Below are 16,084 nucleotides of genomic sequence, written 5' to 3' on the forward strand. Positions count from 1 at the left end.
AGCACTTTTTTACGATATATCTTAAATATTCTCAATCGAGAATATTAAGCATAGCTTGTGTTTCTTTTTGCAAAAAAAATAAAAACAAGTACCAAAACATGGTCATTAATATTACATTTGCAGTGTTGGAAAACGAAGCCATTTGTTCATGAAAGCCAATCCGTTTACATCAATTACATATGAGTCCATTTGGGCTAAATATCTTCATGATGGTAAACCTTTGGAGGCTTTTGAATTTATTAAAGGTGTTCGGTTTTTCAAGAATAAAAGAAATGGAATTTACATCAACGCTGCCCAAAACCTGACTAAAGGGATTTTTTATGAACTAGATTACACGCAAACCGATTATAAAGGCAAGGCGTTTTTGATTTATGATGTTCCGGAGTATTTCAAAGTCCAAAAATTCAATCCGCCTTCAGAATCCTCACTTAAGCTTAAATCTGTTTTTCAGTACCAAGGTTTCTTGATGGATATTTCTTCTTATAATGACAAGGACGAATATATCAATGCTCAGTTTAGCTCAAAGAACAGACGCGAGTTTCGATCTAACGAAAGGCGTTTGGAACAATGTTTTGATATTTCCTATAAGTTCATACATGAGGCCATGAGCCCAAGTGAATTCAAAACATTATTTGATGAATTCTATAAATTACTGAGTAAACGTTTTTCAGATAAACAAACCAACTACCATCATTTGGATCCAAAAAAATGGTCCTTTTATGAAGCTTTGGTATTTAAAATGTTGGAAGAAAAGAAAGCGTCATTATTGGTTGTCTATAATAAGAACACACCCATTGGCATCACTTTGAATTTTCATGCTGAAGATGTCCTTTTTGAAACGATAACGGTTTTTGATTCAGACTATTACAAGTTTAGTATTGGGAAGACCTCCATCATTAAACTATTGGAATGGTGTTTTGAGAACAATTACCGAATATCTGATTTTTCCAAAGGAGATTTTGACTATAAGCATAAGTGGAGTAACTTGGTGTACAATTTTGATTATCACATTTTATACGATTCAAAGTCGCTTTCTGCAAGGCTTAAGGCTAAGTATGCTGAAACGTATTTCAAGCTGAAACTATTTTTAAGGCGAAAAGGGGTTAATGAAATTTACAGAAAATATAAGTTTTTGCTGTCAGGAGGTCACAAGGAAACTGGAACAACCTCTTTGAATGTAAAATTTGACAAGGTTGATGATTTTACGCCAACATCTTCCTTTACTGACGTAGATTACAACGATGAGAGTCATGAATTTTTAAGAGCTTTTGTCTACACGTTTGCATTTGCAAATCCAGAGCCTATTGAAAACATCAAGGTTTATAGAAAGTTGGATGCTGAAAACCAGTATTATATTTCAGGAACTCAAAAGACCCAAAAAATCACTTTCGATTAGTCGGTTTGATTTCTAACATGCGATCACATTTAGAAAATACTTTACCAGCTTGATATTGATTGAATTTAGATACCTCTGTATGACCTTTAAGCCATTCGATGTATATAGAAGCAGTATCAACTCCTGCTTCATGTGAGAAGGGGTAACCTCCTCCAAATCTTGGATTTAACTCAAGAATATATGTATCATTTCCGCAAGTAAACACATCACAATCTAAATTACCAACATGCTTTAAGTTCTTGGCGATTGTTTTGCCTATGGCATCAAACTTTTCGTCAATTACCGATTCGGCTTTGTCTGTTTCACCAGAACGCATGCTTAATTTTTTTCTAACGAAAGTTCCGAAGTAATTTCCATTGAAATCATTAACAATATCGATTCCGTATTCTTGGCCATTTATTTGCTCTTGAATCAAAATGGCATGTTCTAAATCGTGTGAACTTGCGGTATGAAGTATCGATTTTTTAAGTTTTAAATGTTGAAGACGATAGGCTAATTCCAATTCTTCTTCCGTTTCTGGAAAATCAATACCAATAGAAGCGCTTCCCCAACGCGGTTTAACTACCAGTGGAAATTGAATTTTTTCATTGTCAAGTGCTGTTTTAGCAGCTTTAAGTGAAGTGAAGGTTTGAGGTGTTTTTAGACCAATACTATGGATGAAATCGACGGTTTTCATCTTATCGAAAGCAATGTCAATTACAGTTTCACTGGAAATAATGACTTTTGCACCAGTAGATTCCAAATCAGATTTGTGCTTCGATAAAATAGGCAGTTCCAAATCGTTCAATGAAATGATAGCGTCAATTTTATGTGTTATTGCAATTGCCTTTAAGCTTTCAATATAATTAGCATCATAAATACTGGGAACTATGATAGATACATCGGCATCGACCATTGCTGGCGCAGTATTGCTCATATCTGCAGCAAAAATTTGGCCTTGTCCTTTAATGGCTTCCTTAAAATAATTAATTAAATAATTACGTCTACCAGCACAGGTAAAAAGTAAGTTTAAACCCATTGGTTATTTTGATTGATTGGTTTCAGTGCCCAAAAAATCTGGAACAATATCATTTTCAACACTGTAAATTCCGTCTTTTTTAAACACTTTGATTACGGTTAAAAATAGAATTTTTAAATCTAATAAAAAAGAGACGTTATTAACATACCACACATCGTATTCAAATTTCTGTTCCCAACTGATGGCATTTCTTCCGTTAACTTGCGCCCAGCCTGTGATTCCAGGTCTGATATTATGTCTTTGTTTTTGAAAATTATTATATCGAGGAAGGTATTTTACCAAGAGTGGACGTGGACCAATCAAACTCATATCGCCTTTAATGACATTAAGTAACTGCGGAATTTCGTCTAACGAATGCTTGCGAACAAAAATCCCAGCTTTAGTTAAACGTTCTGAAGCTGGAAGCAATTTTCCATTGGCATCAGTTTTATCGTTCATGGTTTTAAACTTGATGATTTTGAAGATACGTCCATTTTTTCCAGGTCGTTCCTGAAAGAAAAAAGCTTTTCCATTGTTTTTAAACAGTAGTGCCAACCAGACCGAAATAAAGATAGGCGAGGCTAGAAGAAAGCCAATACTAGCAGCAATCACATCAATAAGTCGTTTTATGACATTTTTGTATAGCTTCATGATTCTAGGGTTTTATAGAGTTTTAGCATTTCGTTCCACACATATTCCTGTTTGTAGCGTTCCAAGATGCGCGATCTAGAAAACTGTACCATTGCGTTTCGCTTTTCAGGATGGTCAATCATATATTGCATAGCTTGGTGGAGCGCTTCTTCATTTTTTACTGGAATGATCAATCCGTTGACATTATGCTCAATAATTTCATTACAACCATTGATATCGCTTACAATACAAGGTAATTCCATACAGCTGGCTTGCAACACCACGTTTGGAAAGCCTTCACGATAACTCGGAAAAGCAAGCACATGTGAAACAGCAACATAAGGTCTAATATCTTTTTGAACTCCAGTAGCAATGATTTGCGGATTCTCTTTGATGAGCTGTTCTGTTTCAGGTAATAAAGGATCTAAATGGTTTTCACGAGATCCTACCAAAAGGAGTTTACAGTTGTGATTAGTTTTTGAAAGCGTATCGAATGCAGATACTAATTCGTTAATACCTTTATCTTTAACAATTCTTCCAATAAAGATAAACACAATATCGTTTTTTGAAATGTTTAATTCCTGTTCTAATTTTTGTTTTTTTGCTTCGGAAACTAGAGCAACATCATAGTGTTTGGTATCAATACCATTGGAACTGCCATTTCCGATAACTTTAAGTTTGTTGGGTTTTGTAAAGTTTTCTTCAATAATAATACGTTCTAATCCGAATGAATTTGGAAGAATCAAGGTTGCGCATTTGTAGGTGAACTTTTCAACAGCGTTAAGAAGCTTTCTTTTGTTTCCTTTTGCTTCCAATAAAGGTAAGCCAGCAATGGTATGTAATCGATGTGGTACTCCAGCTAATTTTGCGGCCAACATGCCAACTGTTCCAGCTTTTGGTGTGTGCGTGTGCACAATAAAGGGTTGTTCCTTTTTAAAGATTTTATATAGCTTAATAACAGCCTTTAGGTCCTTTAAAGGTGTTATGGTTCTTGTCATTTCAACCGCGTAGGTTCTAATTCCTTCATTTTGTCGCACTTCAGCTAGTGAGTCATTCTGACTAGCAATACCAATCACTTCATAGTGATCACTCATAAAGCGATGTTGCCCTTTTAAAAGAGTTCTTAAAGAAGAAGGAATAGTTGTTATGCGAATGAGTTTTTGCATTATGAAATAACAGATTGATAAATTTCTAAATGTTGTTTGTAAACAGCATTAATATCAAAAACATTTTTATTGTCTTCATAAAGCTGATTTGCTTTTTTCTTCGCATGGTCATAATCTTCAATAACAGAAATCATGGCCTCATGAAATGTTTCGATTTGTGGGACAAAGCTGTTAGAGGATTTGAAAAAATTAGGAATACTTCCAACAGGTGTTGTGATGATTGGAAGTTTGGTTGCTGAAGCTTCTATTAGCGATATTGGTAACCCTTCCCAAAGTGAAGGCATGATCATACAATGGGCATCAAAAAGCTGTTGTTTGACATTTTTCTGAAACCCTAAAAGTTTGATATGCTTTTCTAGTTGGTTTGCTTTAATTAAGGCTTCTAACTCATCTACCATATCGCCATTACCAGCAACTCGTATTTCAAAGTTTGAAATCCCATTTTGTAACAATCTGTTTGCTAATTCAGGAAGTACCAAGGGATTTTTCTGTTCTTCTATGCGACCTAAATATAAAAATCTTAACGTTTCTCCCATATGGAAGGTTCGTTCATTTTCTAGTTTGAAGGTGTCAAAGTCTACACCATTGGCAATGACCTTGATGTCTTTCAAGTACCATTTTGAAGCATCTTCACTAAAGTTGATGTCCACATTCCTAAATGGTTTGGTGAAAAACAAAATCCATCGTCTGTAGATCTCTTCAACCAAAATGTTGTGTAAGGTAAAAACGATAGGAACTTTTTTTATAAAAAACTTATAGTAGAGTCCGATAACCAATGCATGAAACATATGGCAATGCAACACAACCTCATTACATTCAGACAACAATTGCTTCATTTTTTTGATGCCGCTAAAAAACTTTTTTGGAGAAGTGATTCCTAGATAATGGAAGTTGATATTTTCATTTTCAAACTTATAAGCAATTTGGTCATTGTCTGTAATCGCCAAAACAAGCGTTTTGATATGATCTTGCTGACTTTTCTTAGCCATTTCCAAGATCATATGTTCGGCACCTCCACCTCCTAAACCAATATTTAAGTGTACTATGGTCATTAAAACTTATTAGCTTGAGCGATATTTAAAAATAATTCTTCGTATTTATTTATGATGATGCTTTTGTCAAATTTATCTATTATGGATTTATGGATTTCTTTATCGTCCCATTGTTTTTCATAAAGCGCAATCTTTAGATTATTCAAATAGTCATCTTCGTCTTTTGAAATAAATCCGTTTACATTATTTTGTATAATTTCACGTGTGCCACCAGGAGCTTCGAAAGCCACGACAGGTGTTCCTACAGCACAACTTTCCATCACTGCATTAGGAAACCCTTCTACATAAGAGCCCTGTAAAAAGAGGTCACTTTCCTTAAGGTATTGTGAGACGTGACTTGTGTATTTGATATACGTGATGTTATCTTCAAGTCCCAAATCTTTTATTTGTTGCATGATGTTTTCATATTGGTTGCCTTCACCAATAATTGTATAATGCCAATCGGTATCTAATTTTGCTAAAATATTGAGGATACGTTCGTGTCCTTTTTCTGGACTAAGCCTTCCAATAGTAATTAACTGTTTTGTCTTGTTGTTTAAAGGCTTTTTAACACCTGCCTCAACCGTTAACGGATTGTTTATAATTGTAATACGGTTTTTTGGAATACCATGATCTTCATGCATGTAGTCTGCCATTTGTTCTGATTGGCAAACAATGTGTTTTAAGTGCTTTCTGTAGGTTTTAAAAAGCCATACAAAGCCAGTAATATGTGTGCTTCTGTTGTATTTTGACATAATACTGTTGATGCTGGCTTCTCTTGCAATAAAATTCGTTTTTCTCAATAAAAAGGAGTAGAGTGCGTGTAACTTATTGACATGCCCAATAGAGCCCATAACAATATCAGGTTTATGCTTAGCGTAGTATAAGAATAAAGGTCTAACAACGTCTAAAAGCCTGTCTTTATCGAAGTAATGTACATTGGCATGAGTTACATCGAAATCTGTAGATTCGGCTTTTGCTATGACCAGGAGTCTGCAATCAAATTTTGAGGTATCGATGTTTTGTGATAAAAACGACATGATTCGTTGCGCGCCTCCAGCATTTAACGCAGGTAATACAAAGCATATCTTTATTTTTCTATCGTCTTCTTTTGTCATGGTTAGTTTAAAGAATTGATTTTGGGGATCTTATTATAATGCGATATTACTTGTATTTTTTTGATATAAAAAAAATGTCGCTCAAAGTGTAAAAATTATGGTTGGATAACATTTTCACTAATTCGAATAGGTGTATTGGTACCATTTCTGAAAGCAGAAGAAAGTCCATACCTTAAACGTGTTATCTTCTTTTCCTTCTAGGTGATTGCTTACAAGTTTAATGATTGCTTCAGAGTTAAAGATATTTTGACTTTTTAAAAAATCTTTTTCAATGTAGCGTTTCAACTCTTTTTTTAACCCTTCTCTTAACCAATCACCAACTGGAACACCAAAACCTCGTTTTGATTTTTCCAAGAATCCTTCAGGGAACACATCTTTAAACGTTTCTTTTAAAATATGCTTTTTACTCCATTTTTTTATGAGATAATTTTCAGGAAGACTCATCGTGAATTCAAAAAGCTCTCGGTTTAAGAAAGGCGCTCTACATTCCAAGGAATTCATCATACTGGTTCGGTCGACCTTCACTAGCATGTCACCTTCAAGACTTATCAATTTATCAATAGACCTAAAATCGTTCAGCGATTTTGGTGATTGAATCCCACTTTCAGCTTTGTAATAATCAAAAATAGTGGTATTGTGATACTCAGGATTTAAAAAATCATTGATTTGGTCATTTTGAAATCCCAAAGAGATAATTCCCCAATAATAATCATCGTCATAACTAATTGTTTTGATGAGCTTATTGAGTTTATATTTCAATCCTCTGTTGTCGTCTTTACGTCTTAATACGGAATCTGAAAATTTATCAATTTGTTTATGTAAACCTTTTGGGATAGCTTTTGTGTATTTCGAATTAAGCTTACCAACGTAATACTTATTATAGCCTCCAAAAACCTCATCACCACCATCACCAGTTAGAGCAACCGTTACATTGGCTTTTGTTTTGTGGGAAACCAAATAGGTTGGAAGAGAGGAAGAATCGGCAAAAGGTTCATCAAAATTTAAAAGAATGTCATCTACATTGTGCTTAAGATCATTTTCGGAAATAATAAATTCATGATGGTTGCTATTGATAAGATCAGCAACCACTCTTGATTTGTCTGTTTCGTCATAGGATGCCTTTTCAAAACCAATAGAAAACGTATCTATTTTTGAAGATTTCATATCAGCTAAGCAGTAGGAAACAATAGAAGAATCGACACCTCCAGATAAGAATGTTCCAAGCGGTACATCTGCTATAGATCTTAAATCGACGCTGTTATAAACACGATCTTTTACTTCCTTTTTGGCATCCTCAAACGACAGGTCAGATTTTTCAGTTGTTATCTTACCATGGATACTTTCAATACTAAAATTAAAGGATTGTGTGTCGATGGTGATGAATTTATCAGCTTCAAGTTTCTTGATGTCTTTATATATCGTAAAAGGCGCTGGAATATAAGTCAGTCGGAAATACAGATTCAATCCTGTTTTACAAATATCAGGTTTGAATTTCAATTGGGATATGATGGATTTGAGCTCTGAAGCCCAGCAAATCATGGCATCATTTTCAAAATGATAGAGTGGTTTTTCACCGAAATAATCCCTTGCGATATGCACTTTGTTGGTATTGGCATCATAAATACTGAAACCGAACATGCCATCCAAAAGTTTAAATGCGGCAGTGCCTTTTTGTTCGTATAGTTTCAAAATTACTTCTGTATCACTGTGTGTGTGAAGTGAGATGCCATCATCAATTAATTGTTGTCTTAGAATTCTGTAATTGTAGATTTCCCCATTGAATACAATGACAATAGATCTATCATCGGAATATATAGGTTGTTGGCCAGAATTTAAATCGATAATCGACAGGCGACGCATACCCATGCCCAAACCAAAGTTGTTTTCAGATACACTAAAAGTACCGTCGTCGTCAGGACCTCTGTGAATGATTAAATCATTCATTTGGGTCAGCGCTGTAGCAATGTTTTGCTGATCAACAGAAGTTTTATAGAGTATGCCGTTTATTCCACACATATAATTTATTTCTAATTATTGAATTGAAAGGCCTTTGGCTTCGGTTTTCAACCATTGTTTTAAAACGATAAGTTTCCATATTAGTGGATATCTGTTCCATGTGCCATCCATGTGTTGCTTGATCATGAATTTCACGTTGTCAATATTGATATTTGGAATATCCTTAAGGCTTTTATCATCCAATTCACTTAATACATAATCTTTTAAATCCTCTCGAAACCAATTCTCAAAAGGAATTGCAAATCCAGCTTTTGGTCTATCGAAGAGTTCTTTTGGAGCATATTTGTAAAGTACATCCTTTAAGATTCGTTTTTGATTTTTCCCATCAAGCTTATACTCCGTAGGTAAAGATCTGGCAAACTCAACAATATTGAAATCCATTAAAGGCGATCTTGCTTCTAAGGAATAAGCCATCGTTGCACGATCTACTTTAGTATTGATGTCGTAATTGAGATAGGTTTTTAAATCGAAATCTGAAATGCGTTCCAATAAATTTTTGTGATTATGATCTAAATATGATTTGTCACAGATCGTTCTGAACTGTTCAGCATCGTTGACATAGGATAAATTAATGCCAGTCATAACGCTCAAATACGCCAAATTTCTATTTTTTGCTTTAAGGCCTTCAGCAACAATTCTCAATTTATAGTTAGGTGCATACTTCAGAATACTTGAGGATAGTTTGCGTATTGGATACGGAATATCATAAAGTTTGCTTTTGGTCAAGGCCCACTTGTAGCGACTATAGCCTAAGAAACTTTCATCGCCACCATCTCCTGAAAGCGCAACCGTTACTTGTTCTCGTGTATGTTTTGCCAAAAGCATTGATGGAATCGCTGAAGAATCGGCAAAAGGTTCATCGTAATAATGTGAAAAATTTTCAATGAGATTTAAACCTTCATTGTAGTCGCAATGAATCACATTGTGATGGGTTTCTAAATGCTTGGCAACTGCTTCTGCGTATGGACTTTCATCAAATTCAGCATCATTGAATTTTACTGAAAACGTTTTGATTTTAGCATTTGAGCTTTTGGTTGCAACTGCAGCAACGACAGAAGAATCTATGCCTCCTGACAAAAAAACACCTACGGGAACATCTGCAAATAAGCGCATTGAAACGGCTGAGTGTAGCATCTCATCAAGAGTATCTTTTGCCTCCTCATAGCTTCCATGATAAACCTTTTTGCCTTCGTGGTCTATATCCCAATAGCAATTTGTGGTTAATTTTCCATCAGATAAGGTATAGGTAAAAGAATGACCAGCCTTAAGTTTTTTGACTTCATTTATGATAGAATACGGATCAGGAATATGTCCCCAAGTCAAGTAATATCCAATGGCTTGTTGCGATACACTTAGATTGTCGTTATATAGTTTAATAGAAGACAATTGGCTTGAAAATTCAAAATCTGTTCCGTTGTGGTAATAATAAAACGGTTTTTGTCCCAATCTATCTCTTGCTCCAAAAAGTAACTGTTTCTTTTCATCGTAAATCACAAAGGCAAACATGCCATTGAAATGATCTACACAGTTCTCGCCATATTCTAAATAGGCAGCACATAAAACCTCTGTATCACTAGAAGTACGAAACTCATGGCCTTTCTGTACTAAGGTGTTCTTTAAGGTTTTGAAGTTATAAATTTCTCCATTGAATACGATGTGAATATGCTCATGATAAGTAAAAGGTTGATCAGATCTAGGATCTAAGTCGATAATAGATAATCTATTATGACCAAAAGTGACCGTTAGATTATTTTTGCTATAGAATTGCCATCCCATTTTATCAGGACCTCTAAACGCTGTGCGTTTAAGCTTGTCCTTGACTTGAGCTTCAGTGTATTTTATAGTTGTTCCGTATATGCCGCACATAATATTGTTAGTTTTTTAAGCTGTCTTTATAGACACTTAAATGTTTTGCAAATACGTTTTTGATTTCAAATTTGGCTTCAATTTCATTATATAGTTTTACCGCTTTTTGTAAAGCAAGATCGTAATTTTTATAAACACTTATCATGGCATCGTGAAAGTTATCCAATTCAGACACATAGGCATTGTTGTCATTTAAAAAATCTGGAATACTTCCTACAGGAGTTGCAATTACAGGAAGTTTTGAAGCAGCAGCTTCTATAATGACTACAGGTAAACCTTCCCACAATGATGGTAAAACCAAACAATGCGCTTCAGCTAAATATGGTTTTATATCGTGTTGGAACCCATGAAATGTGAAATGGTTTTCCAATTTTTTTTCCTTGACTTCTCTACTGATAGCATCCTTTAAAATACCATCTCCAACAAAATGTATATTAAAATTACTAATGTTTTGATCTAAAAGTTGTTGCGCGCTCTCAATTAGTCGTCTCGGACTTTTTTCATGGCTAATCCTTCCTATAAATAAAAAATTAAAGACCGAAGAGGTTTTGTTTCTATCGCCAAAATTAAAATCCGAAAAATTCACTCCGTTGCAAATAATTTCTGCATTACTTTTCAGATACCATTTATGACCTTTCGGACTAAAAATGATGTCTTTAAATCTTAAGGCTTTCGTAAAGAAAAGAATCAAGCGTTTATTTGTAAACTCAAGCATATTCGAATGCAAGGTAAAAATGAGTTTCTGCTTTGGGTGTCTCAATTTGTAAAGCATTCCGAAGAGAACAGCATGATACATATGGCAATGTATGACTACATCATCTAGATTTCCTATGATTTGCTTAAACTGTTTAAGTCCGTTAAGTAGGGATTTATTCTTGAAGGAATTAACACCTAACAAATAATATTCAATATTGTGATTTTTAAACCTAGGTTCTAAAGCAATCAATGTATTGGACAAGGATACCACGATGGTCTTATGCTCAGAATTACTTTGCTTAGCCAACTGAAGCACCATTTGTTCTGCGCCACCACCACCTAGAGTACTTGTCAAGTGAATTATCGTCACAGTGTATTGTTTAAAAGTTCAGTTTCAGTTGAATCAGCATCTTCAATAAGCTCTGAATCGGTTTCAGTCGTTTCAATGTAGAGCCATATGGACACAAAAATTATCAAGAAATTATCAAAATAATTATGGGTTGTAAGCAACAGCATAAAAAGGGTTAGAGCAAACATAACTCTATAACCATGGGTTTTGTATGAGGGTATATTCTTAATCAACATAAAAAGGTAAATGCCTACGAAAAGAAGAAACGGTAGGATACCTGCTTCACCAATGACCATTAAATAAGAATTATGGACGCCTGGTGTCACTTCGTCAAAACCGCTTAATTGCCTGTAACCATTTCCAAAAAAGGGATTTTCTAAAATATCATCATAGTATCTTGACCAGGTTCTTGTCCTACTGTCTTCATTAATCACAGACACATTTGTGGCTTGGTCTTCATTAAAGATACTTTCCAATGCATTGAATCTATCGACATCTACTTTCAACAAAGAACCAATGGAAAGAATAATAATAAGAGCTCCAATGCCTAAGCCAAAGTTCAAAGCATTTTTCCGATTGGAAAATATAGAAATCATACTTACTAGTAGCCAAAGAATGATAAAGGTTCTGGAAAATGTGAGTAAGCCAGCCAGTGTTACCAAAAACTGACCAGAATTTTTTAATAATTTTGAAGGTATACTGAAACTCAAGCAATAGGCCATTATACAAACAAATCCAGCACCATTAGGATCTAAGTAGAAACCACTATAGCGACCAAAATCGCCTTGAAAAAACATGGCATGTGCCAAAATACTTGTCGCACCAAGTGTAAGGATAACAAACAGCTCTTTCTTGGTGGTATCTCTTGCCAGTTCGGCACCACAAATCACCACTACAAAATATTTTATCAAATCATTTATAAAGTATTTTGAATCATGAACCATGATAAGTCCGCTAATCAAAAAGTAGAGTAGTCCTAAAACGATAAAAGGGATGATAGGTTTTCTTTTTTCACTTAGCAAGTAATAAAGACCTAACATGCCTACCATGAGCAAACTAAATTTACTTCCGATGGCTTCATCGTAAGAAAAGAAACTTGGAATGCCCCAAAGCACAAGAATTAACGCCAAATATTTTACAATTTTCATGTCAGTTTCTTTATTAGGCGTTTAAATAAGTGAAATATGGACAGAATAAAACTCACTAATAACTTCGGAAAGCTAAGCTTTAATTTTTTATCTGAATAAAACAACCATGATTTAAAGTAATTAAAGGCTTGTGTTCTGAAATAGTTGTGTTTAAACATTTCAGAAACACTAACATCCTTTAAGGCGTAATAGGCACTATAGTAGTCGTTTTTTGCAATTTGTTTTCTAGTCTTTTTTGTTGCCATTATTCCATCAGGAGAATAATAATAGCTTCTATGCGCCACATTTAGACAAAGAAAATCATTTTTTTTATTGATGCTATTCCAAGTCTGGCTTTCTTCTATGTGGGCAATTGTGCTCGAAAACATTTTATGGGACTTGAGAATGCTGGTGTCCCAAGATGCCCATTTTTCGCCTTCAATATCGTGATTCAAAACACGTTCTTCGAAACCAACTATCCAATAATCACTTGGAAATTTTTGTCCAATAATCTCGCCTTCAGGTGTTTTCGTTAAAGTCCAAATGGAAGCTACAGGTCTGTCGAGTTGTTTATTTTCAAGAATGTTCCATTCTCGCTTTAAATCAGATAAGGTATTGGTATCAAAACTGTCATCACTATCGGCTATAATCGTATAGGGTTCATGACAGAAATCCAATCCGTGATTAACAGCATTTGATTTTCCCTGATTTTTAGTTAGTTTTTTATAATGTATGGTCAACTTATTTTCAGATACCCAAGACTCAACAAGTTCATCTGTATGATCTGTACTACCATCATCTACTATAATCCAGTTAAAATCCTTAAAATCTTGATTTAGCAAGGATTCATAAACGAGGTGTAACGTATGCCTTCTATTATATGTAGGTGTAATAATATTAAACATGTTGCTTCTTTAGTTGGTAAATATATAGATATAAAATAACACTATTGATTAGTGATACTATGGAAGTCGCTAAAGCCAATCCATAAACACCTAAATGTTCAATGAGAATATAGTTAAGACATATGTTCATCACTAAACTTATTACAGATGTTAGCACCATAAAGTTGTTCTTATTTATAGAAGTTAAAAACTTAACCATTATCACTCCTGTGATGTAGAAAGGTATCTGAAGCAAATACATTTGTTGAATTTTAGAAACGATCACAGTATCTGAACTTGTAAAGGCATTTCTTTCAAAGAATAAACTTATGATGGATGAAGAAAAAATAAATAAAATAACAGTGATAATCAGACTGAAAACAATTAATTGCTTTAGCATGGATTGTAATTTGTTGAAGGTGTTTGTGATGTCTTCAACAGCTTGCTTTGAAAAGTAGGGAAGCATTACGTTTCCAACAGCAATACCTACAATTCCGATAGCGAAGGCAGGTATCTTTTCTCCATAATTGAGTGCTGCAATAGATCCAATTGCCAATTGCGCAGAGAAATACTGATCTACGAAAGGATTGATTCCAACAAGTATGCTGGCAGACAATTTAGCAGGCAATTGTTTAAAAAGCGTTATGATATTTGATGAAGCAAAATCAGGTTTGTGTAATTGTATTAAGCGTCTTCGAATAGCAACAGACCCAACAAAGAGAAATCCTAAAATACTTCCAACTAAGGTTCCAATGGCTAGAACAAGATCATCTAACTCTTCTTTAAAGAACAACAAACAGACAATAATTGTCAGAGGTGTAAACGCCGAACTCAAAGAGGAATATCTGAACTCATTGTCAATGGTCAGTAAGCCATTGATTATAGACGAAAACCCCCAAAATAAAATACAAGGTGCTACGTAATAAAATTGTTTTTTAACAAGACTGTAGTAATGTTCGGTATGACCTTTAAAAAAGACTTCAAGGTACACATCCGTAAATAAGAAAGCCAGTATAAAAAATAGAATTGCCACACCAATTGTAACCAGGAAGCTCGTACTTTGAAACCGTCCAGCTATTAATGAGTTAAGCTTTAAGGTGCTTACGTAATTTGGAATGAATACACTTTTGAACGACCCAAGAAAAATATTATAGATTAGACTTGGAACGAGTATAGCTATATAAAAGGTGTCTAATAATTCAGAAAGACCAAAGTTTTCAGCAATGAGTATTTCCTTACCAAATCCAAGACCTTTAACAAAAAGCGTGAGGAGACCAACAGTAACGATATTGGTAAGAGTGGTGCCTCCTAGTCTTTTGAATAGGGAATTAAATCTTTTAGACTTGCTAAACAACATGTAATGTTTTCGTTTATTTTAAATTTAGGACAGAGCTAAATTAAATTTTATTTTAAACCTTCATTCAACAAATCCAATAGTTTAGACAAAATGGTTTTTATTGGGTATGAATGACAACAACAAGCCATTTTTTTAGTCAAATAACATAGATTTCACAAAGTAACATAATGGTTTATAACAATCTATTGAAACCAAGTTGTGGTATTTAATGTGGCACTTTCAATAAAGTATTTAAGATCATTTTTTCCGAATCAACATAATTTGTGTAATACCTATGATTTTCGACCATCATACTTTTCATTTTATCGGTATTGGTGAGCAAATCATGAATATTGCTTATTAACTCATCAGTAGTGTTGAAACTTAAATAGTTTTTATTCTCTTTGAAACCACCAGGCAATTCATAATGGAGTGGTTCTGAAATAATTGCTCTTGAAGCAGCAGTATACTCAGCAAATTTCCAACCTATAGAATTGTGTAGACCTGTTGTGGCAATGCATATATTGTGTTCTTTTATAGCATTTAGGAAATTTTCTTTCTTTGTGATTTTTAAAGGAACCAGAATGTCATTAGCTACTTTTTGTGAGTAAGCATCAATTTGAATTCCTCCAGTGAATCGATCTCCAAATTCAGCTTTACAAGCACGAACAAAAGCCATTCGGTCATTGTTGATTTGTTGGCGTTGTTCCTTTAACGTATTTGAATTCACTTGATCTGGATTCCACAAACCACACAAAAATAAAATCTTATCCTCAGAATGTTTGAAAGGAGGATATTCATAAATATCGGATTTGAATGTGTTCTTTTTCAAATACTTCTTAACGATAGATTTGGTTCTTTCGGAAGTTGTAAGTGGATAATTACCTTCATAATCAAAAGGAAAATTCAATCCTAAAGGATAGAGGTTAAAGTCCTTTAAATGTTTTTGAAGCGTAGTGTTAAAACTTCTTTTAAAATAGAAATCACATTTATAATTAGAATTTACAAATTCAAGATTCTCCTCAAAACTACCATCTGTCCAATTAAAGCCATCCAATGTATCATATATTAAAGTATAGGTGTTATTCACAATAACTTTAATGATAGGTTTACTATCTTTTAATGTGATACGTTTCGTTTCTAAATTGATGAACCCTTTCTGTTTTAACTTCCAAAAGCCATCATAAATTTGGGTTAAATGTGGTGATGGACAAAATTCTATAAGACAATTAAAAAATGGCTTTGGCATAGTGAGTTAATTTAGCCTAAAAGTTAGAATTTATTTTGAGATTAACTTAAATATAAATTTTTTTTAATTTTTTTATTACTTATAAGTTGCTTATATACAGTTGTTTATGTTTAAATATTCTTTTTAATTTCATTATTCTCTAATAGTTATAGTCCATAACGTTATTTAGTCCGTATATAAATTGTCGATAAAATACCAAAATTACAGTCAAAATACATTTGTA

Annotated in this window: 13 protein-coding genes; 1 reads left to right on the forward strand and 12 read right to left on the reverse strand. The window is 33.9% G+C overall.

All coding sequences use genetic code 11. The annotated features are described in order from the left end of the window. The first annotated feature begins 148 nt into the window (after positions 1–148). The gene (locus tag AB9K26_RS09055) at positions 149–1,396 is read left to right on the forward strand and encodes a GNAT family N-acetyltransferase (protein ID WP_369972241.1); all 1,248 of its coding nucleotides are present in this window, start codon (positions 149–151) and stop codon (positions 1,394–1,396) included. Here the strand turns inward: AB9K26_RS09055 and AB9K26_RS09060 are convergent. From AB9K26_RS09060 to AB9K26_RS09115, 12 genes are all read right to left on the reverse strand, one after another. Continuing rightward, complete coding sequence (locus AB9K26_RS09060; protein WP_369972242.1) at positions 1,383–2,414, reverse strand: ATP-grasp domain-containing protein; 1,032 nt, start codon at positions 2,412–2,414, stop codon at positions 1,383–1,385. The two genes, AB9K26_RS09055 and AB9K26_RS09060, sit on opposite strands and share 14 nt — an antisense overlap. 3 nt (positions 2,415–2,417) lie before the next feature. Further along, complete coding sequence (locus AB9K26_RS09065; RefSeq protein ID WP_369972243.1) at positions 2,418–3,044, reverse strand: sugar transferase; 627 nt, start codon at positions 3,042–3,044, stop codon at positions 2,418–2,420. Beyond that, positions 3,041–4,189: a glycosyltransferase family 4 protein gene (locus AB9K26_RS09070; protein ID WP_369972244.1), complete on the reverse strand. Its 1,149-nt coding sequence runs from the start codon at positions 4,187–4,189 to the stop codon at positions 3,041–3,043. Before AB9K26_RS09070 ends, AB9K26_RS09065 begins: the two co-directional genes overlap by 4 nt. Then, the gene (locus tag AB9K26_RS09075) at positions 4,189–5,241 is read right to left on the reverse strand and encodes a glycosyltransferase family 4 protein (protein ID WP_369972245.1); all 1,053 of its coding nucleotides are present in this window, start codon (positions 5,239–5,241) and stop codon (positions 4,189–4,191) included. Before AB9K26_RS09075 ends, AB9K26_RS09070 begins: the two co-directional genes overlap by 1 nt. Further along, a complete protein-coding gene (locus AB9K26_RS09080) occupies positions 5,241–6,338 on the reverse strand; it encodes a glycosyltransferase (RefSeq protein WP_369972246.1) in 1,098 nt (365 codons plus the stop codon). Before AB9K26_RS09080 ends, AB9K26_RS09075 begins: the two co-directional genes overlap by 1 nt. A gap of 117 nt (positions 6,339–6,455) precedes the next feature. Further along, positions 6,456–8,354 (reverse strand): asparagine synthase (glutamine-hydrolyzing), encoded by a 1,899-nt coding sequence (asnB, locus tag AB9K26_RS09085; protein WP_369972247.1) that lies wholly within the window; start codon positions 8,352–8,354, stop codon positions 6,456–6,458. Positions 8,355–8,369: 15 nt separating this feature from the next. Further along, positions 8,370–10,220, reverse strand: coding sequence for an asparagine synthase (glutamine-hydrolyzing) (asnB, locus tag AB9K26_RS09090; protein ID WP_369972248.1), 1,851 nt, complete (start codon positions 10,218–10,220; stop codon positions 8,370–8,372). Positions 10,221–10,227: 7 nt separating this feature from the next. Continuing rightward, positions 10,228–11,286: a glycosyltransferase gene (locus tag AB9K26_RS09095; protein ID WP_369972249.1), complete on the reverse strand. Its 1,059-nt coding sequence runs from the start codon at positions 11,284–11,286 to the stop codon at positions 10,228–10,230. After that, a complete protein-coding gene (locus AB9K26_RS09100; RefSeq protein WP_369972250.1) occupies positions 11,283–12,413 on the reverse strand; it encodes an O-antigen ligase family protein in 1,131 nt (376 codons plus the stop codon). The genes AB9K26_RS09095 and AB9K26_RS09100 overlap by 4 nt, the downstream gene beginning before the upstream one ends. Further along, a complete protein-coding gene (locus tag AB9K26_RS09105; protein ID WP_369972251.1) occupies positions 12,410–13,297 on the reverse strand; it encodes a glycosyltransferase family 2 protein in 888 nt (295 codons plus the stop codon). Before AB9K26_RS09105 ends, AB9K26_RS09100 begins: the two co-directional genes overlap by 4 nt. Beyond that, on the reverse strand, positions 13,290–14,633 hold the full coding sequence (gene murJ, locus AB9K26_RS09110; protein WP_369972252.1) for a murein biosynthesis integral membrane protein MurJ: 1,344 nt from the start codon (positions 14,631–14,633) through the stop codon (positions 13,290–13,292). The genes AB9K26_RS09105 and murJ overlap by 8 nt, the downstream gene beginning before the upstream one ends. 205 nt (positions 14,634–14,838) lie before the next feature. Continuing rightward, positions 14,839–15,861, reverse strand: a complete 1,023-nt coding sequence (locus AB9K26_RS09115; RefSeq protein WP_369972253.1) for a hypothetical protein — start codon at positions 15,859–15,861, stop codon at positions 14,839–14,841. Between the last annotated feature and the right edge of the window lie 223 nt (positions 15,862–16,084).

The sequence above is a fragment of the Psychroserpens sp. XS_ASV72 genome (genome assembly GCF_041224425.1).
In the GTDB taxonomy this organism is placed as follows: domain Bacteria; phylum Bacteroidota; class Bacteroidia; order Flavobacteriales; family Flavobacteriaceae; genus Psychroserpens.

Coding starts and splice junctions, on each gene's coding strand:
- AB9K26_RS09100 (WP_369972250.1), bottom strand. CDS start 12,413: ATGAAAATTGTAAAATATTTGGCGTTAATTCTTGTGCTTTGGGGCATT.
- asnB (WP_369972247.1), bottom strand. CDS start 8,354: ATGTGTGGAATAAACGGCATACTCTATAAAACTTCTGTTGATCAGCAA.
- AB9K26_RS09075 (WP_369972245.1), bottom strand. CDS start 5,241: ATGACCATAGTACACTTAAATATTGGTTTAGGAGGTGGAGGTGCCGAA.
- AB9K26_RS09105 (WP_369972251.1), bottom strand. CDS start 13,297: ATGTTTAATATTATTACACCTACATATAATAGAAGGCATACGTTACAC.
- asnB (WP_369972248.1), bottom strand. CDS start 10,220: ATGTGCGGCATATACGGAACAACTATAAAATACACTGAAGCTCAAGTC.
- AB9K26_RS09080 (WP_369972246.1), bottom strand. CDS start 6,338: ATGACAAAAGAAGACGATAGAAAAATAAAGATATGCTTTGTATTACCT.
- AB9K26_RS09070 (WP_369972244.1), bottom strand. CDS start 4,189: ATGCAAAAACTCATTCGCATAACAACTATTCCTTCTTCTTTAAGAACT.
- AB9K26_RS09065 (WP_369972243.1), bottom strand. CDS start 3,044: ATGAAGCTATACAAAAATGTCATAAAACGACTTATTGATGTGATTGCT.
- AB9K26_RS09060 (WP_369972242.1), bottom strand. CDS start 2,414: ATGGGTTTAAACTTACTTTTTACCTGTGCTGGTAGACGTAATTATTTA.
- AB9K26_RS09055 (WP_369972241.1), top strand. CDS start 149: ATGAAAGCCAATCCGTTTACATCAATTACATATGAGTCCATTTGGGCT.
- AB9K26_RS09115 (WP_369972253.1), bottom strand. CDS start 15,861: ATGCCAAAGCCATTTTTTAATTGTCTTATAGAATTTTGTCCATCACCA.
- murJ (WP_369972252.1), bottom strand. CDS start 14,633: ATGTTGTTTAGCAAGTCTAAAAGATTTAATTCCCTATTCAAAAGACTA.